Here is a 21,642-nt window from a genome sequence, read left to right as displayed (position 1 = left end):
GTTGAATTATCATCTTTTAGTAAAATCATTTTGCTATGAAAAGAAAACTATTTTTACTGGTACTGCCTGCTTTATTTTTAATGTCCTGTGGCGACGACGACGAAAGCGGTACCATTTATACCATTCCTGAAACATCTGCACCCTACAATTTGGTAAATGTTAGCGGCAGCATAGTCGGGGTTAGCCATGATTTTGAACCGAGAACTATAACCTGGAAATTCAATACCGACCAGACTGTGACCGTAGTTAATAATAATACCAACGAAGATGCGGAAGATTTCTTTGAATCAGGAACGTATGAATTAAGTTACCAGCCGGCAGAATATACACCAGCCCCATGCGAAGAAAACCTCTTTATTGACAATATTGACTTTGGCTGTGTGAATGCTACCGATAGCGGACTAATACTTACCCAGGCTGTTGCCGACGGGTACGTGCTCACTTTCATTAAATAAGGTTGTTACTTGCCTTTAACCGGGTTACTATCGCAATACCGCTTCGTCACCGGTGTTGTGAGTAGCCCGGTTTTTTATTTGATGATAGTATTAGTTGTTGTTTTAAGTTTAAAATAGTAAATTATTTGTTTTATTTACAACAAAATGTTATATTTTGTTATTCTTCAGGTATTCATTTGTTTTGACTTACTTTCGTATATAATTTTGCAGCAAAATAAGGATGGAGGATTATGGATACTAAACAATTGGTACAACTCGCAGACGAGTTTGGCAACCCGCTGTATGTGTATGATGCAGCAAAAATACAATCGCAATACCAACGCCTGGAGAAAGCGTTTTCTAAGGTTAAAAGCCTGCGCATCAATTATGCGGTTAAGGCACTCTCAAATATTTCGATATTAAAACTTCTGAAACAGATGGGTTCCTGTCTTGATACAGTTTCAATTGAGGAAGTACAGTTGGGCATTCACGCCGGTTATTCTCCGGATAGGATCATTTACACCCCAAACGGTGTGTCCATGGAAGAGATTGAAGACGTGGCTGCGATGGGTGTTCAGATTAATATAGATAATTTATCCATATTGGAGCAGTTTGGCGCCAAACATCCGACAACCCCCGTATGCATACGTATCAACCCGCACGTAATGGCCGGTGGCAATAGCAACATATCTGTTGGCCACATCGACAGTAAGTTCGGTATATCCATCCATCAGATGCCACACCTGCTTCGCATCGTAGAAAATACAGGAATGCATATTAATGGCATTCACATGCATACAGGCAGCGACATCCTGGACATAGAGGTGTTCCTGTATGCTGCTGAAATATTATTTGAGACTGCCAGCCACTTTAAAGAACTGGAGTTTCTTGATTTTGGCAGCGGGTTCAAAGTGCCTTATAAAAAAGATGACATTCAGACTGATGTCGAGGAATTGGGTAAAAAGTTAAGCAAACGCTTCAATTCATTTTGTTCTGAATATGGGCGCGAACTTACACTTGCCTTTGAACCCGGTAAGTTCCTCGTGAGCGAAGCCGGCTTTTTCCTTGCCAAAGTGAATGTAGTAAAACAAACGACATCAACTGTATTTGCGGGGATAGACAGCGGTTTCAACCACCTTATACGTCCTATGTTCTATGGGTCTGAGCATTATATAGAAAACATTTCCAATCCTAAAGGCAAGGAGCGTTTCTACTCTGTGGTGGGTTACATCTGTGAAACCGATACCTTTGCCAGCAACCGTCGTATTGCCGAGATTAAGGAAGGCGACCTGTTATGTTTCCGCAATGCCGGGGCCTACTGCTTTTCGATGAGCAGCAACTACAATTCGCGCGTACGCCCTGCCGAAGTGCTTTGGCATGAAGGCAAAGGCCACCTGATACGTGAACGCGAAACATTTGAAGACATACTTAGGAACCAGGTGGTTCTTGATTTTGCGCCAGCCGAAACCACAGTTTAAATTATAATAATTGTTACTTTTCAGTTGAAAACCGTGCTTGAGAGAGTGCGGTTTTTTTTATTCTCAAATCATTTCCCTAAAACATCATAAACACTCTTTGCCGCTTTAAGCTTATCAAGCGCCGGAGCCTTATCCTTCGGCCAGTAATGTTTGGCAATGCCATAGCCTTCAAAAGTTTTTATTTCTCCTGTTGCAGCATATTTCAGTATTTTCAGGTATTGCTCTGATTCTTTATTACCCAATCCGAAAAAATAGGAACTATCCTCGCCGTGCAGCATAAAGCCATAATCACTGAAAGAAACTCTTGAAATTTTGGGCAGCTTGCCTGTGTCGGGCTTTTTGTTGGCCTGCATTGTCATAATTGTAATGCCCTCCTTTGTTTCAAAATAGGCATTGGCTTCGTTAGCAGCATTTACCCAAAATACAGGCTCAGTTGCAACGACAGTCATTTCGAAGTTGGTACCTGGCGTGAACAGGCCGCCTTCATATTCCTGTGCCATTGCGGGCAATGATAGTGTTAGCAAAGCCGCAGCTAACAGCAAACGTGTAATTATCTTCATGGTAATTTTAAATTGGTTGTTACCAAAGCTACAAAATTCTGTCTATTTTAGCGACATCTGTTTTCCATTAAACCCATGAAAAAACTCAAAGCCGTAATTTTTGACCTTGATGGCACCATTGCCAATACCCTCCCCCTTTGCATCACTTCATTCAGGCAGTCGATAGAGCCGCTGGCCGGGCGTGCGGTTTCGGATGCCGAGATTATAGCTACCTTTGGCCCTTCGGAAGAAGGTACTATCATGGCATTGGCCCCAAACCATTTTGATAAAGGCGTTAGTGAATACCTCCACATTTACGAAGAAAGCCACGATATGTGCCCCGCCCCTTTTGAGGGCATGCCGGAGCTTATAGCCTCTTTGAAAGATAAAGATATTCGTGTGGCTATGGTTACAGGAAAAGGCAGGGCAAGTGCGGTGATTACATTGGATAAATTCGGCATGTCACACCTTTTTGAGATTCTCGAAGCGGGAAACCCTGATGGCAACCGCAAGGCAGAAGGTATTGAATCGATTCTGGAAGCCTGGAGTGATGTAGATAAGGATGAAGTAGTATATGTGGGTGATACTACCAGCGACATCCTTACCTGCAGGCAGGTTGGCATCCCGATAGTTTCTGCGGCTTGGGCCGAAACAGCCGAACCCAATGCGCTAGTAGCCATGCATCCCGACTATATTTTTTATACCGTGCCCGAATTTGCAGATTGGATGAAAAGACAGGTATAAATCTTACAGAAAATTTCATTACATTTGGTAGTCATCAATCATAACCACCTGAAAATGAAATATTCAATAAATTTATTAATCTTATTGCTTTGTGCAATGCAGGCATCGGCACAAACGGCATTACAACCATCTGACCGGATTTGGAAAACCATTGAGCTGGCCAACAATGAAATGTCTAAAAAAATAGTAGCGGGAGATCCCGCCTCCGTGTCGCGAAGTTATACTGAAAATGCTGTAATAATGCCCGAACATAGCGAGGTTCGCCATGGCAAGAGCGAAATAGAAGAATATTACAGGCTATGTTTGGACTCTATAGACGTCACAGCCTACCAAAAGAACATCGGGGAATTATCCAACCTTGGCGGGGAACTATTGGAGGTTGGTAATTTTACCCAGACTTTTACACGAATAGGAAAAGCCCGATATGTGTATGAAGGAAAATACCTTACGCTTTGGAAACAGGATAAGAAAAACAATACCGTAACGAAGACCGCCGAAATATGGGGCGCCAATGCTTCGTTTGACCGCGCAGCCCTGCCTGAGATCGGGAAACTGTCTACTATCGAATATGATTTCCTGAGCAATACTGCTTTTGAAAACGAGCTGGCCGAGCGTAACGGATTCATAAAGAAATGCGTTATTGAAAGAAAAGGTGGTGAACATGCTACAATTTTCCTGCCCGATGCTATGTACCTCACCTATTATACCCCATCGCTTAAGGGAATTGCTGCAATCACCGCCTATTTTACCGAGCACGAAAAACCCGGCAATGTGGTTATAGATAACCTGGACCTAAGGAGCGGAGATATTTACGGACTAAATAATGGAAACATTGTAATTGAGCACGGCTACTACACCGTAGATTTTACAGCCGGTGATTATAAAGGCCGTGTCACCGGAAAAAGCATCAATATTTGGAAACGGGATAAAAAGGGCATACTGATGCTGTACCGTCAAATGGTAAACCATGATTAAATAAGGCTAATGTAGGCATCGTTTTTGCTAAGCCAATGGAAAAACTTATTTTTGCACAATGGAAAAAACCGGGACGACATCATTACTGGGCAGGTTGTTTTGCGCTTTCATGGCGCTCTACCTGCTCAATTGCAGTGTCGATTCGCCTGATACCCAAATTGACGGTTTAGCCGATAACCTTGCCATAAACGACCAGGAAAGCCTTTTGGAGATACTCATCGAAAAAGTATTTGGCTATAATGACGCGATTGCTGAGTATGATGATGATGACAGCGAAAACCCTTCTGTAAAAAAGACGGTGTCGCTTGACTTTTATGTTTTTCCAAAAACAGATTCTCCAGTTATTACTTTTGAAGAAAGCTTTCTGAAAATACCACACCCGGTAGCGCAACGCTTCGAGCCTGCCGATTTTGCGATAGTCTCCCCTCCCCCGGAAGCCTGATTTTAATATAATGATGACATTGCTTTATCCTCTTCAGGGTGAAGCAAACCCTTTTGTATTTACTTTAAAAAATCAGGAATGAAATTTATATCGTTAAAGCCGGCACTGACTGTTGCCGCACTATTTTGCACACTATTTATCGCGAGTGCCCAGGACCACAGGCTAACCGACAGCCTTTACATTGAACATGAGGAAAACAAAGACCAGCCTGTAAAAGTACTTCATGCAGAGCCTTTGTATATCGACCTTATACGCGACCTCGGGGCGCGCAAGGGTGAACGCGAATGGAATGTTGGCCTTGGGCTTACGGATAAAGAAACTTATGATGAATATACTGGCTTGGTAGAGTACGAATGGGCACCCGCCGACCGCCTTGGCCTTGAAGTGGAACTACCCTTTTCGCTTCACTATCCGGTTAGCGGAAACACCTCCGCACCGGGCAACACACTCAACAGCCTTAAAATGGCAGGGCAGTATTCTTTTTTTGTATCCGAGAGGATAAGTACCTCCATGGCGATAGGCTACATCCACGAGTTTGAGCTTACCGATTTTGATGGGTATGATCACCGCCAACTGGTTACCGGCAATGTTTACAACCCGTTCTTCATCGCGGCTAAACGTTGGGGGCAGAATTTTCATACACTGCTATATACGGGACCGCAATTTTTCCACCATTTCGAGGGCAATGCCGTCCACACTGTGTGGCAGGTGAATTCAAATGTGCATTACATGATACCGGGAACGCGAAATTTTGTAGGTATCGAGTTCAATAAAGAGTTCCATGATAAGGATTTTGATATGACCATACGCCCACAAATGCGTGTAGGCATTGCCGACAACCTCCTGATAGGTATTGTAACCGGTATACCTGGAAAACGGGAAAATGAGCGTTTCAGCACGTTTCTGAGGCTGATATATGAACCGGGACACTAATACCCAGGGCCGTACGATTGTGCGGCCTTATTTATTTTTCGTACCAATGAAAAGCAATTTAAAAATCAGATATATTTGATTCATGAAATATCCGATTGTACTATTATCTGCTGCCCTGCTTGCCGTATTTTCATACAGCCCGAAATCCTTTGGACACCAGCAATCCGCAAATTTGACTACTACCGATACCCTCATCGTTGGCGACATTAACCACGATAGAATAATCGACACCGCTTTTATCACAGACCCAAAATGGATTAATGATGACGAAGGCTGGGGAAACCCTGCTCAGACGCCCTATGAGATAGACATCACTTTTTCGTGCGGTCTTGCTTCAATACACGATGGCAATGCAGTAATGGGCTATGTGGAAGACATTGGCGACATCGATGGAGATAAAATTTCCGAATTGATTGTAGTGCCATATGGTGGATAGGATGTTGGGGAAGGATGAAATTTTACACTTACAAAGAAGGGCAATGGCGTAATTTTGGAGAAGCGAAGTGCCACATTTGTACGGATGAGATATACTCCGGACGCATTACCAAGCTCAGCAAAAATAAAATCAGTGTTATTGAAGATGTGTGGGATGAAGACCTTGCCGAGAGGGTAAAAAGGCCAAAAAAAAATTAAACTGAGTGATTGGAAAACATACCGATAAAAGTAGTAATGGCAAAATTTTGCCCTGAGTGACACCCTATGACTTTAAAGAAGCTTCTTACACTGCCCATTATTGTTCTATTATCTGTTATAATTGCTTCTGTATACGGCATATTGCATGACCAGCTTACGTATTGTATCTCGCCTGAATACTATACAAAGTTCAAATTTCCGATGTTTGGCCTGGTAAGTGATCCTAAAGAAACCCTCCAAAACCCCAGGCTGGCGGTAGCCCTCACAGGTATTATAGCCACATGGTGGGTTGGATTGATTATTGGGATTGCTTTTGGGATTATAGCGCTTGTTCTTAAAGATGACAGGCAAATGTTCCAATCTGCTTTAAAAGCCCTATTGCTTACAATTGTCATTGCGATTGGTGCCGGACTTACAGGTTTAGGGTATGGCTGGATGACACGCACAATTCAAGATGTTGAATCGTATAATAAATATGCATCGGGTACAATTGAAGATATTACATCATTTTATATTGTGGCCTGTATACACAACTTTAGTTACCTTGGTGGCGGCATAGGTTTCGCAATAGGCATCATTACCATTTACAGGCATAAGAAAACAAGAAATATACAGGCCTAAAAAAAGAGGCTTTTGGCCTCTATTTCTTAATACTCCTTAGAATATAATTAATTTTTTTCAAATACAATACGATCGGTACCGCCATTACCCCCACTTACATCAACAAGAGTAATTTTTATTCCTGAACGAGATTCCACGTCCCAATCATCGGTAAGCTCATCTGCAAAAATCGCCGGCGATGTAAAACCAATGTTAAAGTCGATATCGTCACTGCCATTGTCATCATCACTGCTGCTGTCGTCATCGGTCACGCTCCATACCCCTGTATAAGTATTTGTGCCATCGGTAGCTGTGAGGACACCATTTTCTCCAAAAGTAAAATCGTAGTTAGCAAAGTGATTTGTTTCATCCACACCGTCATCCGTGTAACTTGTAATGCTCCAGGTACCCGACTTCATGTTATTGCGGATGGCTGTTGCATTGCCGTTTATTGAAGTGGAATCACCATCGTCGTCAGAGCACGACGCCAATCCTAAGGCCATAATCCCGGCAAGTAAAAAATTCAATCTTTTCATAATTCTTGTTGTTAATTGTTGATCCTGCTACTAAATTATTATTATTTGAACGAAAAGGAATCAAGTTTATGATTTCTTTAATCCCATTTGTGTGGCAAAGAAAACAAAACGGCATATATTCCTAAAAGGTAATCGAGCATTTGCATTGTATTGCCTATTATATTTCAAGGGGCATTTAGTATCTCATATTTATTTTGGTTCGCAATACATAAATAACATTCAAAAAATAATGTTTTAAGCATAGTTTTTTACCTTTGGGCAAACAACATTTTTTTCAATGGACAGGAGAAGATTTTTCAGAAACGGGTCGCTGTTTACGCTTGGTGCAACATTGGTGAGCCCATTCGAAGGCGCTGCAAAGATATTTGACGAAGGGACTTTAGATAAAAATAAGAAAGCAAAGAATATCATATTCCTTGTGAGTGATGGCATGAGCACAGGTACGCTTAATATGGCCGACCTGTACCTGAACCGTAAATATGGCAAAACCTCTAATTGGATACAGCTATATAAAGATCAAAGAGTGAGCCGCGCACTTATGGATACTGCGTCGGCAAGTTCTATAGTTACCGACTCTTCCGCAGGAAGCTCTTCATGGGGAGGTGGCGTGCGCGTAAAGAACGGTGTGCTAAACATAGGGGCAAATGGTGAAAAATACCTCCCAATCTGGCAGAAATTCAAAAAAGCAGGAAAAATGGCAGGTTGTGTAACGACTGTACCCATTACACATGCAACACCTGCTGGTTTTTGCGTAAACAATGACAGCCGCAACGCACAGGAAGAAATTGCCGAAGATTATCTTAAACTTGGGTTTGACATAATGATGGGAGGAGGTGACAAGTACTTTAATGCTGAAACCAGAAAAGATAAAAAAAATATTTATGGCGAATATAAAGCCAAAGGCTGGCAGGTGGTACGCAATCGTAAGGAAATGATGGATGCGGGAAATGACAAGCCCATATTGGGAGTTTTTGGTGATGATGCCCTGCCTTATTCCATCGACAGGGCCAATGATAAAACTTTAGGCGAGGCCACGCCCACCCTTGCCGAAATGGCACAGAAAGCCATTGACCGAATGAAGGGCCACAAAAACGGTTTTGTACTGCAGGTTGAAGCCGGCAAGGTAGACTGGGGAGCACACGCGAATGATATTGGAGCCGTACTTTACGACCAGGTGGCTTTTGACGAAGCAGTTAAAGTGGCTATTGATTTTGCCGAAAAAGATGGCAATACGCTTGTGATTATTACTACTGACCACGGGAATGCCAATCCCGGCGTGATTTACGGCAAAAATGCTAATGACAACTTTGACAGGGTGCAGAAATTTACCCATACCAATGAATGGATATTGAACGCCATAACTCCACAAACTACAGTTTCGCAGGTAAGGGAAATTATAAGCATGAGCAACGGACTTACTATAAGCGAAGAGCAGGCTAAAACTATATTGGGCTTTTACACCGGAATTGAAAAGACCGAAGACGGCCTGTATAACTATAAAAAACTTCCCTTTAAAACATTCTGTGAAATGCAGAAAGATTACACATCAGTGGGTTGGATAAGCATGGACCATTCGGCAGATTATGTGGAATTGGCAATGTTCGGGCCGGGCAGCGAACTGCTGAAGCCTTTTGTAAAGAATACCGACCTGCACTACCTGATGCTCCGGGCAGCTGAGGTCGAAAATAAGTTTTAATTAATTATGCAGAAGCTTTTATTATCATTCTTCTTTGCTTTTGTATTATTTTCCTGTAAGCCTTCAGCTGAAGATGTCCCTAAAGATAATCCCTCTGAAATTTTGCAGGATGGCGACATTATTTTCCATGAATCTACTTCGGCACAGAGCAAGGCGATACAACTGGCCACTCATTCGAAATATTCCCATTGCGGTATCATATTTAAGACAGCTGATGAATGCTATGTTTTTGAAGCTGTTCAACCTGTAAAGTCTACCCCGCTTAAAGAATGGATAAAACGCGGCAAGGATGAGCACTATGTGGTAAAAAGACTTAAAAATGTGAATGACGTGCTAACCAGCGACATCATACACAAAATGAAAGCCATCAGCGGTAAATACAATGACAAAGATTATGACTATTATTTCGAATGGAACAACAAGAGAATATATTGCTCAGAGCTGGTATGGAAAGTATACAAACAAAGTACCGGCATAGAACTTGGCAAATTGCAAGAATTAGACGATTTTGACCTTAGCAATCCTATTGTTAAAGAAAAGCTGACAGAGCGATATGGTAAAGAAATACCAAAGAAAAATAAGGCTATTTCACCGGCTGCCATTTACAACAGCCCGCTTCTTGAAACAGTTATATCCAATTAAGACTTTAAAAAGTAAAGCCGGAAACCTCTTTTTTAGCAGTTTCAAAATCGGCCACCATCTCCCTGAGAATGTCGCCGGCAGGTTTTATCTCATGAATAAGCCCGGCCACCTGCCCTATTTCCAGTTCACCCTCCTCAAGATCACCTTCAAACATCCCTTTTTTCGCACGGGCGCGCCCCAAAAGTCCCTTCAGGTCATCCACGGTTGGCGATTTAGCATACAATGCCACTACATCATTGAAAAATTTATTCTTGATAAGACGCACAGGAGCCAGTTCCTTAAGCGTTACGTGGGTATCGCCATCCTGCGCATCGATAATGGCCTGTTTGAACTTATCGTGGGATGACGATTCTACAGATGCAGCAAACCTGCTGCCCACCTGCACCCCGTCTGCGCCGAGTATCATAGCAGCAAGCATACCGCGGCCTGTAGCGATACCCCCTGCTGCTATAAGCGGAATGGATAATTTTTCCTTAACCATCGGTATCAACGCAAAAGTCGTAGTTTCTTCCCTTCCGTTATGCCCGCCGGCCTCAAAGCCTTCGGCTACAACGGCATCGACACCGGCTTCTTCCGATTTAAGCGCAAATTTCACACTGCTTACTACATGAACCACTGTGACACCTCTTTCTTTCAAAAAACCCGTCCAGGTTTTAGGGTTGCCCGCCGAAGTAAATACAATTTTCACTCCTTCGGCAACTATAATGTCCATGATCTCTTCAATATTCGGATACAGCATGGGTACATTCACGGCAAAAGGTTTATCCGTTGCTTTTTTGCACTTTAGGATATGTTCCCGAAGCACTTCAGGATACATTGATCCTGCACCGATAATCCCCAGTCCGCCTGCATTGCTTACGGCACTTGCTAGTTTCCATCCGCTGGCCCAAATCATTCCGGCCTGTATAATTGGGTATTGAATGTTAAATAGTTTAGTGATTTTATTCATGTCGTAATTTAAGTAATTATTCCCTTACAATCCTTCCGGACTGTATTCCATGCAAACTTTCAATAGTATAGACGTAGATGCCTTTTACCAATTGTGATATATCAAAAGATGCTACATCCTGAAAAATTGACTTTTCTAAAACTTTCTGCCCAAGACCATTAAAAATTACAATTTTGGCACTAAGTATGTTTTCAGGAAAAGAAAGGTTTACAATATCCTCAGAAGGATTAGGATACAACTTAAAACCCTGTTTTGCATCCTCCTGTACTCCAAGACCTATATTGAGTGCAAGTGCAAAATCAGGAATGCCATAACCAAACTGGGCATTAGGAAAGTTATACCGGTCTGCCGACTGGCGGACAATCTGTAATATTTCGGCATTACTTAGTTCTGGCAGAGCCTGCCACAAACATGCAACGAGCCCTGCCGTTATAGGGCTGGAGAAAGATGTACCATTGGCAGCCGTTATTTCCCCCTGTGTGTTGCATATGGCTGAAGCAACTCCGCGAGCCATTACGTCAGGTTTAACCCTTCCGTCTGAAGATGGGCCAAGTGAGCTGAAAGTCGCATAAAACTCGTTTTGGTCTACCGCTCCCACCGTTAGTGTATTGGGAGCATCGGCAGGCACACCTATGTTTGGGTGTGATGTATTGGCCGAATTTCCGGCTGACGTCACGCAAAGCATGCCACGGGTAAAGGCAACATTGGCACCGCGGGTAATGAATGCCGTCTCACCATCGATGTCAGCATAGCTATAGTTGTAATTTTGATTGTCATACACAAAATAACCGAGCGAAGTGTTGATTACATCAACCCCGAGGCTATCGGCCATTTCGGCAGCTTCCACCCAGTAGGATTCCTCAACAGGATTCTCCCCTGCTGTATCTTCGGTCACGAAAAGGTAGTAAAACGCATCAGGAGCTGTGCCTACCAGTTGTCCTTCGGTATAGCCGCCAATGGTAGAAAGTACCATTGTACCGTGGTTGCCACCTGTATATACTGAATCCGAACCGTCAACAAAATTATATCCTCCCAGTATAAGATTATTATCAAAAAGTCTTTGAAAAGGCTGCCCTGTATTTACACCCGGAAAGCCGTTATCCAAAACAGCTATGGTCATTCCGTTCCCGGTAAAATCCTGTTGGTGCAGCAAATGCCCATTAAGCATCTGGATTTGGTTGGAGGCGTTGCCGTAACTAAAATCGGCTGAGGTTTCCATTATCTTATTAACGGATCCTGAAATATTTATCTCAAAAGGCCTTCCCGAAGTATTAAGCTGGTGGTTCGCAAAATCAATGCTGGCAACAAAATCGAGCGTTTCAAGATTATTAATAGCCTCTTCTGTGCCGCGAACATGTACACAGTTAAGCCATTTCGATTTTGCCATTACTGTTATCCCTGCCGACTCTTCAACCGCTGTAATGTAAGCTTCATGCACAGGTACATCAGTAACATCCAGCCCGATTCCATGGGCAGCACGCCTGTCGAGTGCCTTTTGCGAAAGCATTTCTAATGGATTGGCAAGATAAAATTCAGTGCCAGGCTTATTTGTAAAATAAACCCATGCATCTTCCTGCTGCCCGAAAGCAATTCCCGATGCCAGTAATAATACTATATAACACAGCTCTTTCATAGGCGAAAAATACCATATTTTAAAGAATTACGCAAGCAAAGCTTGGAATTGCTGAATTAAATTTAAAGCCTAATTTTGCAATCCGGGAATGACTAACTAATTACCCAATTATTTATGCTATACTTACTATTGAGCATAATTTGCAGTGTAACCGTCGGGGCAATCTTTAAGGTTTCCCGAAAATTCGGCACTATCGCCACGCAAATAATATTTTACAATTATTGCATAGCCATACTGCTATGTTATTACTTTTTCAAACCTGATGTTACCTCTTTTGCCATCATGGGGCATTGGGATTTATTTGCTCCCTTATCACTGCTCTTGCCAACAGTATTTGTTCTTTTGGCTCTCTCCATTAAGCACATGGGAATCGTAAAAACTGATGCTGCTCAACGGTTATCCTTGTTTATCCCCATACTCGCTGCATGGTTTATTTTTGGCGAAGAATTCAATGTCCTGAAGCTGGCTGGCCTTGCAGTTGCATTCCCTGCCATTCTGCTCCTGCTGGCATACCGCAAAGACAAAAACCATGAAAAGCAATGGATATACCCGGCTCTGGTATTATTAGGTTTTGGCGTGATCGATATCCTCTTTAAAAGAGTTGCCCTTTTGCCTGACGCCGCTTTTACTACGTCACTGTTCTTTGTATTTTGCGGAGCGGTAGCCATTACGGCAATAATCTGCCTGTACGAAATCCTGTCAGCAAAAAAAGCGATTAACATGATGAGTGTCGCATTTGGCACTCTGGTAGGGATTTTTAACTTCGGAAATATTCTTTTTTACCTAAAAGCACACAAGGAATTTTCACATAATCCATCAACCGTTTTTGCAGCGATGAACATGGGAGTAATAGTACTGGGCAGCCTTGTTGGGATCCTGATCTTTAAGGAAAAACTTAATGGTAAAAACTATCTGGGAATTGCACTTGCGTTAATTGCAATTGTACTGATCACCCTTTCACAAATTTATACAGCACACTAAAAAAAAACAAAGCCATGCAGCCCGGACTACATGGCTTAAAATATTTACCAGGAATTTACTCCTTAAGTTTCGATTTATAATTTTTCTTCAACTTAGCCAGTTTTGGCGCAATGACAGCCGCACAATAAGGCTGATTAGGGTTTTGCGAGTAATAGTCCTGATGGTACTCTTCTGCCGGGTAAAATACCGTGGCCTGTGATACCTTTGTGACAATCTTTTTATCGAAAATCTTTTGGTCGGCAAGCAGCTTTATGAAATTCTCAGCTGCTACCTTTTGTGCCTCTGATGTATAGAATATTTCACTGCGGTACTGGGTTCCCACATCATTCCCCTGCCGGTTAATGGTTGTAGGGTCGTGCGTTGCAAAAAATATTTCCAAAAGGTCTTCATAGGCCACCTCATCAGGATTAAATGTAATCTTTATAGCCTCAGCATGCCCTGTGTAGCCCTCGCAGACTTCTTTGTAGGTGGGGTTTTCAGTCTTTCCACCAATATATCCCGAAACAACCTTTTGCACACCTTTCAGGTCGGTAAAAAAAGCTTCGGTACACCAAAAGCAGCCACCTGCAAAAATGGCAGTTTCTGTTTTGTCATTCATTGTAATTTCTCCTTTATTATCTGTTAATTGAACATCTTTTTTGCCTTGATTTCCTTCTCCCTCCGGCTTGGGGCTCCCCTGGCAGGATGCTGAAACCACAGCCAGCGCTATTGCTATCAATTTATTCATGATGGTAGTTTTTCAAAGTTAAGGTATAAGCCAGTCACTATTGTGCAGGTTAACGAAACTTTACCTTCAATACATACGAAATATTGTGCCAAAATGATTTCTGTATCTTTTAAATTGTTCGTTTCTTTGTGAAAACTGCATAAATGATACAGGCAACAAACATTCACAAATATTACGACCAGCTTCACGTGCTCAAGGGTGTTGACCTACATATAAAAAAAGGTGAAATAGTATCCATTGTGGGCGCTTCGGGTGCTGGTAAAACCACATTGCTGCAAATACTCGGTACACTGGACATTCCCACTAAAGAAAACGACACTTCGCTTACCATTAACGGCGAAAATGTACTCGGGCTGAAAGATAAGGCACTTTCAAAATTCCGTAATATACATTTGGGATTCATTTTCCAGTTCCACCAACTGCTGCCTGAATTCACCGCTCTCGAAAATGTATGTATACCAGCCTTCATTTCGGGTAAATCAAAAAGTGCCACAGAGACGGAGGCCAAAAGGCTGCTGGAGTACCTTGGGCTTTCGCACCGCATTAGCCACAGGCCGGGCGAAATGTCAGGTGGGGAGCAGCAACGTGTTGCTGTAGCGAGAGCCCTGATCAATAAGCCTGCCGTGATTTTTGCAGATGAACCATCGGGCAACCTGGATACTGCATCGGCTGAGAACCTGCACAAGCTGTTCTTTCAACTGCGCGATGAGATGGGGCAAACCTTTGTTATTGTAACGCATAATGAAGAACTTGCCAACATGGCTGACCGCAAGCTCATAATGAGCGACGGGCAAATTGTTTCGTAGTATGTTACTTATCCTGATAAGCTGGATATATATAACTATAACCACAGTTATTCTGGGCGAAATTCTAAACAGAATATTGCGCCTTCATGTAAAGAATATTACAATAACGATAGTACTTGGGCTTTTCGCTATAACTTTATTAGCATCTGCATGGGCAATTTTTGGAAGGATTAATTGGGAATTCCATATAACACTACTGATAGTCAATTGCATATCTTTCGTTTTCCTTCGCAAAAACATTGCAGGGCTATACAGGCATTTCCTGGACGACTTAAAATCAATGGGAGGACCTCTCAGACTTTTTGTAGGTGTAATTGCCTTGCTAATACTGTCACAATGCGCTGCTGCACCAAATATCATTGACAATGAATCCTACTACATCCAAACCATAAAGTGGCTCAACGAATACGGATTTGTTAAGGGTGTCGCGAACCTGCATTTTTACCTTGCGCAAACAAGCGGATGGCACATTACGCAAAGTGCGCTAAACTTTTCCTTCGTTTATGGTAGTTTTAACGACCTTAGCGGATACTGTCTCCTATTAGGCAATGTTTTCGCGATAACCCGGCTATCACAGTATTTTATAAACGGCAAAACTCACTACCTCATTGTAGGGCTGTTGCCTGTAGCCAACGTATTATTATTTCAGTTCGTTACTGCTCCGTCGCCTGACCTGCCCATCTACGTCTTTTCCTTTATAGTCTTCTTTTATTTCCTGGAACGATTCAGGGACATTAATGCACAAACATTTACACTTGTAACATTGCTTGTGATCTTCTGCCTTTATATTAAGACAACGGCTGCAGGTTTACTTATAATACCGGTATTCCTTTTAATCAAAAATTTTAGAATAGTAAAACCCGTTCTTATGAGATGTGCTCTTTTGGGTAGTATTGTACTGGGTTTATTCCTTGCAAAAAATACTTTCGTAAGCGGACATCCTTTATTCCCTATCACCGGATATAAATTTGCGGATACGGATTTCAGCCTGCCAAACCACATTGCTAAACAGTATTACACAACAACTAAACTTTATGCTTATTTTTTGTCACAGGAACAATTTGATTCAATGTCGGTATGGCAAAAATTTTTGCGTTGGAGTACATTGCCTAAACTACACGGATTTTTCAATAAAACCATTACCGGACTTACCATCATTACCCCCTTGATACTATATAGGTATTTTAACCGCCGTGAATTATGGCTTTTGTATGGGGTAATGTGTATACAGATAGCATTGTTGGCTGTGTCATCACCACAATACCGATTTTTTCTTAATTTTGTTTTATTGTTCTCCTTCTGCATTATGGCGGTAGTCTTAACAAATCATAGAGCCATTTTGGTAATACTTTGGTCTTCAGTTGGAGCTTGTATATTTGCATTGTTTGTACCTCTTAATCTTTCAAGCTTTACAAACAATAAATACGTAACACACAACAGTACATTTTCAATAAATAATATTATTAAGCCTTACAAGAATTCTAAATACACAACTGACTTCAAAAAAATAACAGACCACAACCTACACTATTATTCGCCTGTAAATATAGATTTTTTCTGGGGCTCCGGTGATGGGCCACTGCCCTGCATCAATGAGAGGCAAATAAATTATTTCTCAAAAAAATACAAGGTACTGCCCCAACAAAGGTCTGAAAACATTGCCGATGGATTTTATGCAGAGGACATTACCCGATATGAATGAAAAGATTGAAAAAAAGGAACTAAAAGCCTTCCTCGACGAAAAAGTACTGCTTTATAACAAGCCTGGCTTTATTGAGAGCGACCCTATACAGATACCCCACCTATTTACACAAAAGGAAGACATTGAAATTGCAGGTTTCCTGGCTGCAACGATAGCATGGGGAAACCGTAAAATGATCATCAATAACGCGAAGAAAATGGTAGCACTAATGGGCGACAGTCCTTATGATTTTGTATTACACCATAAGGAGCACCATCTCGAGCAACTTGAGAGCTTTGTTCATCGTACTTTCAACGGTTTGGACTTTATTACCTTCATCAAATCTTTAAAAAATGTTTACCAAAATCACGGCGGATTGGAGGCCGTTTTTGCAAAGCATCGAAAACACAACAGCCTGCAGCCGGCCATCCACGAATTCAAGAAAGTGTTTTTCGAAATTGAACACCAAAACCGCACGCACAAGCATGTTAGTGACCCTCTCACCGGATCGGCGGCTAAGAGGATTAATATGTACTTACGGTGGATGGTACGCAACGATAACACAGGCGTTGACCTGGGTATCTGGAAAAGCGTTTCGCCGTCCCTCCTTTCCTGCCCGCTAGATGTACATAGCGGAAACGTGGCGCGGAAACTGGGCATACTTACACGTAAGCAAAACGATGCCAGAGCTCTTGCGGAACTTGATGCTGCACTACGCGAAATGGACATAACCGACCCGGTAAAATATGATTTTGCATTGTTTGGGCTGGGTGTGTTTGAAGGGTTTTAACAACTACTTTTAGCTGTCAGAAAAAATTATCCTAACTTTGCTTCTTCTAAAATTCGATGTCCATAGCAACACACAACACCAACGTTGAAAAAGCAATCCGTGCAACCTGGTTCAGTTTGGCAGGCAATGCCCTATTGGCCTTAATCAAAGGTACTGCAGGGATTCTTGGCAACTCATACGCATTGATAGCCGATGCAATTGAGTCTACAACTGATATCTTTTCGTCATTCCTGGTTCTGTTTGGCATAAAATATTCCAACAAGCCCGCCGATGAAAACCACCCTTACGGCCACGGGCGTGCCGAAGCGTTAATTACTTTTATAGTAGTCGGCTTCCTTATCACATCAGCTACGATAATTGCCTACGAAAGTATTTTAAATATACAATCTCCGCATGAGCTGCCTGAAAAATGGACACTTATAGTGCTGGGAGCGATTATAATCTGGAAAGAGATATCTTTCCGCATCGTGATGGCAAAAAGCCGGGAGACCAACAGTTCGGCGCTCAAAGCCGATGCCTGGCACCATCGTAGCGATGCCATAACATCAGTAGCTGCATCTATTGGCATTTCCATCGCTGTTTTTTGTGGTCCGGGTTATGAATCCGCCGACGATTGGGCTGCTTTGTTCGCCTCATTCTTCATCCTATACAACAGCTATCTCATATTCAGGCCTGCTTTGGGCGAGATCATGGATGAGCACGTATACGATGACCTTGCCGCTGATATAAAGCGGATATCCATTACTGTACCCGGGATATTGGATACCGAAAAATGCTTTATACGCAAAGCCGGTATGCGCTACCACCTGGAACTCCACGCTGTTGTCGACTCGAATATCACCGTAAAGGAGGGCCATCGACTGGCACACGAACTGGAAGATGTCCTGCGCCTTCAACTTCCGGAGTTAGGGCATGTGCTGGTGCATATAGAGCCGGACGATTATTCATAGCAGATTCACAGGCGATGATATTTTAAAATCCTTATTTTTACAGGAAAAACACACCAAATATGGCCGAAATTCGACAGTTGCGTACAGTAAATGTTACGCGCTATGTTACCCCGCTTCGTGAAGGGGGCTCGCTTCCAGCCATTGCCGAAGCCGATGATAGTTTTAATTATGTCCTTAAATTCAGGGGTGCAGGCCATGGTACCAAAGCACTCATTGCCGAACTAATAGGCGGAGAAATTGCCCGTATATTGGGACTTCCTGTTCCTGAATTGGTTTTTGCTAACCTGGACGAAGCCTTCGGCCGCACCGAAGCTGATGAGGAGATACAGGACCTGCTACGGACCAGCCAGGGCCTCAACCTTGCATTGCATTATCTATCGGGTGCAATAAATTTTGACCCTGTAGTTACTACCGTCGAACCTAAGATGGCTTCGCAAATTGTATGGCTCGATGCATTTATAACCAATGTAGACCGGACTTTCCGCAATACCAATATGCTTATCTGGCACAGGGAACTTTGGCTTATTGACCACGGAGCAAGCTTGTATTTCCATCATTCCTTCGAGGATCCCGCAGGCCATGCCAAAAGCCCATTTGCAATGATAAAGGATCATGTCTTGCTTCCTCAGGCATCGCTGCTTGATGAAGTTGACAAGGAATATAAAATTATGCTTACCGATAATAAGTTGCGCACCATAGTAAGTCTACTGCCCGACAACTGGCTGCAATGGGAAGGGCTTGAACAAACTCCTGATGAAGTACGCGAGGTGTATTTCCAATTTCTGACAACCCGTTTAAATAATTCACAAATATTTGTAAACCAGGCGCAAAATGCAAGACAAACACTTATATGAGTATGCCGTAATACGGGTGGTCCCTCGGGTAGAGCGCGAGGAATTTATGAATGTGGGCATTGTTGTGTTTTGCAAGAGGGCGAAATTTATAAAGGTATTATATACCCTTAACGAGGAAAAGTTACATATGCTACACCCTGAACTGAACATTGCGCAGATTAGCCTCAATCTTATATCTTTTGAACGAATAGCCCGCGGGGCAAAGGATGGAGGCCCAATAGCACAATTAGAAACTTCTGAACGTTTCAGGTGGCTTACGGCTATGCGGAGCTCTGTCATCCAAACATCGAGACCGCACCCGGGATTGTGTGAAGACCTTGAATACAATGCAACAAAATTATTTAAAGACCTTGTGTTGTAGCATAAATCATATTTTGAAAAGAAATTAAGACTGTGTTATATATTTTACTAACTTTACATCCCTTTATTAAACCACATCTATTAGTTTAATGAAGCCAAAAGAATATAATACCCAACTAATGCTTTAGTCCGTTTCCTGCGCCGCCATAGGAAACGGATTTTTTTATGATTTTTCCTTACCTGAGTCGTTTGTATTAATGCTATAGATATACCGGAACATGCAAAACGCAGCTATAGCCCCAAAGGTATGCCAAAGGAAATGTGTTCCCTGCGACATCCATCCCCAACCATCGGCCACGCGAAACGTAAGAGCCAGTATAAACGCAATAAGCGATAAACCAACCCAACGACCGTATAGGAAACGGGTACTTATTAGATAAGCAAGTACCGGCAATAATACCATTCCGGCCAAAACCGCATAATTGATATTGATAAAGAACTGGATGCCACCCGATTTCAATATCTGGTGCCTGATATATAATTGAAAGATACCATAAAGCACTACAAGGCCAAGAGCATAATACCACTTTGTCAGTTTACCCAGGAAATAAATTCCGGCAAAAACGCACATAAGCATTATGGGAAGCCAGTCCATCATAATAAAGAAACTCCATTGCCGTAAACCGTGGTATATAGTGCCACCTATGCCGCCTATGTAAAGAAGCGCCAAGACTACGGTAAGAAATGTGTGTCGCTTCCATTGACCGCGTAACCTAAAAGTCCAATAAACAGCTATTGCCAAAAAGAAACAGGAAGTTATGGCATTCAGCGGTTCAGGGAAAAAACGCATTAAATCAGTTTCCGCATAAAGCATGCCTCCATCGGGAGGATTTTGTAAAAGCATAATTTTAATTTATAGTTATAAATTGTATGGCAATTAAATATACTACAAAATCAGTATTATATGAATGAACAGATTGGATTTATCTTCTGCAAATTTCTTACAATTTTATATTTTTTTAACCATCGCTTAAAAAGTAAGTATATTTTTATAATTTTACTTTCAGATATAAAACAATCAAAATGGAGCTTTACTTAAAGTATAACATTGATACTATGTGCAAAGTACTCCTGCAGCAGCAACTCGACAAATTTGATATCAATTGCCGTGTTACTGAACCCGGTTATGTTAAATTTAGCGAGAACATACCTATGGAGACGTATGCCAGGTTCATAAAGTCACTTAGTGAATTTGGAATTGAAATAGTTGATAATCAAAAAAATATTCTTGTACAGAAAATCAAGAATGTCATTATAGAAATGATATATGCTGACAAAGGTGTACAGGCTTTAAAAATTTCCTCCTATCTTTCCGAAAAGCTTGGAGAAAACTACCGCACTTTATCACAAGTATTTTCAGAGGTCACTTTCATATCTATCGAAAATTTCATTATTTTGCACAAAATTGAGCGGGTAAAGCAATTGCTTACAACTGAAAATTTATCTCTTACAGAAATTTCTTTCATGATGAATTACAGCAGTGTCGCCTACCTGTCCCAGCAGTTCAAAAACATAACCGGTGTAACGCCTACTTCATTCCAAAAAATAATGAAGCAAAAACGTTACGCCTAATACGAGAAGAGAAAGACTAAATGCAGCCAAAGTCCCTACACATAATGCTTGCTGATGACGATGAAGATGATCGCTTATTTTTCAGGGAAGCTTTTGAAGAAGTTAAAATAAATTACCAATATTCAGCATTTAATGATGGTGAACAATTGATGGATTACCTCAATGCACCTGAAAACCCCTTGCCTGACATTATATTTCTGGATCTCAATATGCCCAGAAAATCCGGTCTTGAATGTTTGAAGGAAATACGTAATGATGAACGCCTGAAGAAGATATCAGTCGCTATTTACTCTACTTCTTCATCAGAACAAGACATAGAAGACACCTTTACCAACGGCGCAAATGTTTATATTAAAAAGCCTAACGATTTCAACATGTTGAAAAAGATCCTTAGTGATGTGGTGCATATCAACTGGCAGTATATTACCGAGGGCCTTAGTAAAGACAGTTTTATCCTGAGCCTTTAATTTAAAATGAAAAGATTACTTTATATTATAATCGTGTTATTCCTGATATTATGGGTACTTGGCCGTTTTATTTGGGAAATTACAAGCGCGCTGATACATTTGCTTCTAATTGGAGCCTTGGTATTTGCATTAGTTTCGCTCATTAAAAAGAAACCTTCATCAGACAAATAACCTGATTATTCAAAATAAAAACTCCGGAGGATAGCTCCGGAGTTTTTAA

At 41.8% G+C, this 21,642-nt stretch carries 27 protein-coding genes; 21 read left to right on the top strand and 6 right to left on the bottom strand.

Annotated features, from left to right (window positions below):
- The first annotated feature begins 35 nt into the window (after window positions 1-35).
- The gene (locus tag OGH69_RS02855; protein ID WP_265172927.1) at window positions 36-455 is read left to right on the top strand and encodes a hypothetical protein; all 420 of its coding nucleotides are present in this window, start codon (window positions 36-38) and stop codon (window positions 453-455) included.
- 230 nt (window positions 456-685) lie between these two features.
- Window positions 686-1,912 (top strand): diaminopimelate decarboxylase, encoded by a 1,227-nt coding sequence (gene lysA / locus OGH69_RS02850; RefSeq protein ID WP_265172926.1) that lies wholly within the window; start codon window positions 686-688, stop codon window positions 1,910-1,912.
- Window positions 1,913-1,980: 68 nt separating this feature from the next.
- Here lysA and OGH69_RS02845 read toward each other — a convergent pair whose 3' ends face one another.
- Window positions 1,981-2,472, bottom strand: coding sequence for a hypothetical protein (locus tag OGH69_RS02845; protein ID WP_265172925.1), 492 nt, complete (start codon window positions 2,470-2,472; stop codon window positions 1,981-1,983).
- 75 nt (window positions 2,473-2,547) lie between these two features.
- Between OGH69_RS02845 and OGH69_RS02840 the strand changes: the two genes are divergently transcribed.
- From OGH69_RS02840 to OGH69_RS02810, 7 genes are all read left to right on the top strand, one after another.
- Entirely contained in the window at window positions 2,548-3,195 is a 648-nt protein-coding gene (locus OGH69_RS02840) for an HAD family hydrolase (protein ID WP_265172924.1), read from the top strand.
- Window positions 3,196-3,249: 54 nt separating this feature from the next.
- On the top strand, window positions 3,250-4,170 hold the full coding sequence (locus tag OGH69_RS02835; protein ID WP_265172923.1) for a Cif family virulence factor: 921 nt from the start codon (window positions 3,250-3,252) through the stop codon (window positions 4,168-4,170).
- Between the two features lie 58 nt (window positions 4,171-4,228).
- Entirely contained in the window at window positions 4,229-4,612 is a 384-nt protein-coding gene (locus OGH69_RS02830; protein ID WP_265172922.1) for a hypothetical protein, read from the top strand.
- A 78-nt stretch (window positions 4,613-4,690) separates the two neighbouring features.
- The gene (locus OGH69_RS02825; RefSeq protein WP_265172921.1) at window positions 4,691-5,545 is read left to right on the top strand and encodes an HAEPLYID family protein; all 855 of its coding nucleotides are present in this window, start codon (window positions 4,691-4,693) and stop codon (window positions 5,543-5,545) included.
- 82 nt (window positions 5,546-5,627) lie between these two features.
- Window positions 5,628-5,981, top strand: a complete 354-nt coding sequence (locus OGH69_RS02820; RefSeq protein ID WP_265172920.1) for a hypothetical protein — start codon at window positions 5,628-5,630, stop codon at window positions 5,979-5,981.
- A 14-nt stretch (window positions 5,982-5,995) separates the two neighbouring features.
- Window positions 5,996-6,178 (top strand): hypothetical protein, encoded by a 183-nt coding sequence (locus tag OGH69_RS02815; protein WP_265172919.1) that lies wholly within the window; start codon window positions 5,996-5,998, stop codon window positions 6,176-6,178.
- 66 nt (window positions 6,179-6,244) lie between these two features.
- Complete coding sequence (locus OGH69_RS02810) at window positions 6,245-6,799, top strand: hypothetical protein (protein WP_265172918.1); 555 nt, start codon at window positions 6,245-6,247, stop codon at window positions 6,797-6,799.
- Between the two features lie 47 nt (window positions 6,800-6,846).
- Here the strand turns inward: OGH69_RS02810 and OGH69_RS02805 are convergent, their stop codons facing one another.
- Window positions 6,847-7,314: a hypothetical protein gene (locus OGH69_RS02805; protein ID WP_265172917.1), complete on the bottom strand. Its 468-nt coding sequence runs from the start codon at window positions 7,312-7,314 to the stop codon at window positions 6,847-6,849.
- 277 nt (window positions 7,315-7,591) lie between these two features.
- Here OGH69_RS02805 and OGH69_RS02800 point away from each other — a divergent pair, with 277 nt between their 5' ends.
- On the top strand, window positions 7,592-9,010 hold the full coding sequence (locus tag OGH69_RS02800) for an alkaline phosphatase (RefSeq protein WP_265172916.1): 1,419 nt from the start codon (window positions 7,592-7,594) through the stop codon (window positions 9,008-9,010).
- Window positions 9,011-9,016: 6 nt separating this feature from the next.
- The gene (locus OGH69_RS02795) at window positions 9,017-9,652 is read left to right on the top strand and encodes a YiiX family permuted papain-like enzyme (protein ID WP_265172915.1); all 636 of its coding nucleotides are present in this window, start codon (window positions 9,017-9,019) and stop codon (window positions 9,650-9,652) included.
- 4 nt (window positions 9,653-9,656) lie between these two features.
- Here the strand turns inward: OGH69_RS02795 and OGH69_RS02790 are convergent, their stop codons facing one another.
- Together OGH69_RS02790 and OGH69_RS02785 are read right to left on the bottom strand one after the other, a co-directional pair.
- Window positions 9,657-10,601: an NAD(P)H-dependent flavin oxidoreductase gene (locus OGH69_RS02790; RefSeq protein WP_265172914.1), complete on the bottom strand. Its 945-nt coding sequence runs from the start codon at window positions 10,599-10,601 to the stop codon at window positions 9,657-9,659.
- 16 nt (window positions 10,602-10,617) lie between these two features.
- The gene (locus tag OGH69_RS02785; protein ID WP_265172913.1) at window positions 10,618-12,234 is read right to left on the bottom strand and encodes a S8 family serine peptidase; all 1,617 of its coding nucleotides are present in this window, start codon (window positions 12,232-12,234) and stop codon (window positions 10,618-10,620) included.
- A 282-nt stretch (window positions 12,235-12,516) separates the two neighbouring features.
- Here OGH69_RS02785 and OGH69_RS02780 point away from each other — a divergent pair, with 282 nt between their 5' ends.
- Entirely contained in the window at window positions 12,517-13,215 is a 699-nt protein-coding gene (locus tag OGH69_RS02780) for an EamA/RhaT family transporter (RefSeq protein ID WP_306354342.1), read from the top strand.
- 55 nt (window positions 13,216-13,270) lie between these two features.
- Here OGH69_RS02780 and msrA read toward each other — a convergent pair whose 3' ends face one another.
- The gene (gene msrA / locus OGH69_RS02775) at window positions 13,271-13,942 is read right to left on the bottom strand and encodes a peptide-methionine (S)-S-oxide reductase MsrA (protein ID WP_265172911.1); all 672 of its coding nucleotides are present in this window, start codon (window positions 13,940-13,942) and stop codon (window positions 13,271-13,273) included.
- 143 nt (window positions 13,943-14,085) lie between these two features.
- Here msrA and OGH69_RS02770 point away from each other — a divergent pair, with 143 nt between their 5' ends.
- From OGH69_RS02770 to OGH69_RS02745, 6 genes are read left to right on the top strand one after another with little or no spacing between them, the layout of a single operon-like run.
- Entirely contained in the window at window positions 14,086-14,748 is a 663-nt protein-coding gene (locus OGH69_RS02770) for an ABC transporter ATP-binding protein (RefSeq protein WP_265172910.1), read from the top strand.
- 1 nt (window position 14,749) lies between these two features.
- Window positions 14,750-16,450, top strand: a complete 1,701-nt coding sequence (locus OGH69_RS02765) for an LIC_10190 family membrane protein (RefSeq protein WP_265172909.1) — start codon at window positions 14,750-14,752, stop codon at window positions 16,448-16,450.
- Window positions 16,451-16,454: 4 nt separating this feature from the next.
- Window positions 16,455-17,219, top strand: coding sequence for a TIGR02757 family protein (locus tag OGH69_RS02760; RefSeq protein WP_265173103.1), 765 nt, complete (start codon window positions 16,455-16,457; stop codon window positions 17,217-17,219).
- 56 nt (window positions 17,220-17,275) lie between these two features.
- Window positions 17,276-18,169 (top strand): cation diffusion facilitator family transporter, encoded by an 894-nt coding sequence (locus OGH69_RS02755; RefSeq protein ID WP_265172908.1) that lies wholly within the window; start codon window positions 17,276-17,278, stop codon window positions 18,167-18,169.
- Window positions 18,170-18,228: 59 nt separating this feature from the next.
- The gene (locus OGH69_RS02750) at window positions 18,229-19,023 is read left to right on the top strand and encodes a HipA family kinase (RefSeq protein WP_265172907.1); all 795 of its coding nucleotides are present in this window, start codon (window positions 18,229-18,231) and stop codon (window positions 19,021-19,023) included.
- Window positions 19,001-19,384 carry a DUF3037 domain-containing protein gene (locus OGH69_RS02745; RefSeq protein ID WP_265172906.1) on the top strand — a complete coding sequence of 128 codons (384 nt, stop codon included), beginning with the start codon at window positions 19,001-19,003 and terminating at the stop codon, window positions 19,382-19,384. The genes OGH69_RS02750 and OGH69_RS02745 overlap by 23 nt, the downstream gene beginning before the upstream one ends.
- A gap of 162 nt (window positions 19,385-19,546) precedes the next feature.
- Here OGH69_RS02745 and OGH69_RS02740 read toward each other — a convergent pair whose 3' ends face one another.
- Window positions 19,547-20,227 carry a hypothetical protein gene (locus OGH69_RS02740; RefSeq protein WP_265172905.1) on the bottom strand — a complete coding sequence of 227 codons (681 nt, stop codon included), beginning with the start codon at window positions 20,225-20,227 and terminating at the stop codon, window positions 19,547-19,549.
- A 179-nt stretch (window positions 20,228-20,406) separates the two neighbouring features.
- On the opposite strand from OGH69_RS02740, the gene OGH69_RS02735 reads away from it, so the two are divergent.
- Genes OGH69_RS02735 through OGH69_RS18245 form a run of 3 tightly spaced genes read left to right on the top strand, consistent with a single transcriptional unit; the run spans window position 20,407 to window position 21,593 of the window.
- Entirely contained in the window at window positions 20,407-20,955 is a 549-nt protein-coding gene (locus OGH69_RS02735; RefSeq protein ID WP_265172904.1) for a helix-turn-helix domain-containing protein, read from the top strand.
- A gap of 20 nt (window positions 20,956-20,975) precedes the next feature.
- Window positions 20,976-21,422 (top strand): response regulator, encoded by a 447-nt coding sequence (locus OGH69_RS02730; RefSeq protein WP_265172903.1) that lies wholly within the window; start codon window positions 20,976-20,978, stop codon window positions 21,420-21,422.
- Between the two features lie 6 nt (window positions 21,423-21,428).
- On the top strand, window positions 21,429-21,593 hold the full coding sequence (locus OGH69_RS18245; RefSeq protein WP_372339326.1) for a DUF5670 family protein: 165 nt from the start codon (window positions 21,429-21,431) through the stop codon (window positions 21,591-21,593).
- Window positions 21,594-21,642 lie beyond the last annotated feature (49 nt).

The organism is Flavobacterium sp. MFBS3-15, assembly GCF_026107645.2.
Classification (GTDB): domain Bacteria; phylum Bacteroidota; class Bacteroidia; order Flavobacteriales; family Flavobacteriaceae; genus Flavobacterium.
The sequence above is the reverse complement of the archived record's forward strand: the minus strand, read 5'-3'. Positions and strand labels throughout refer to the sequence as shown.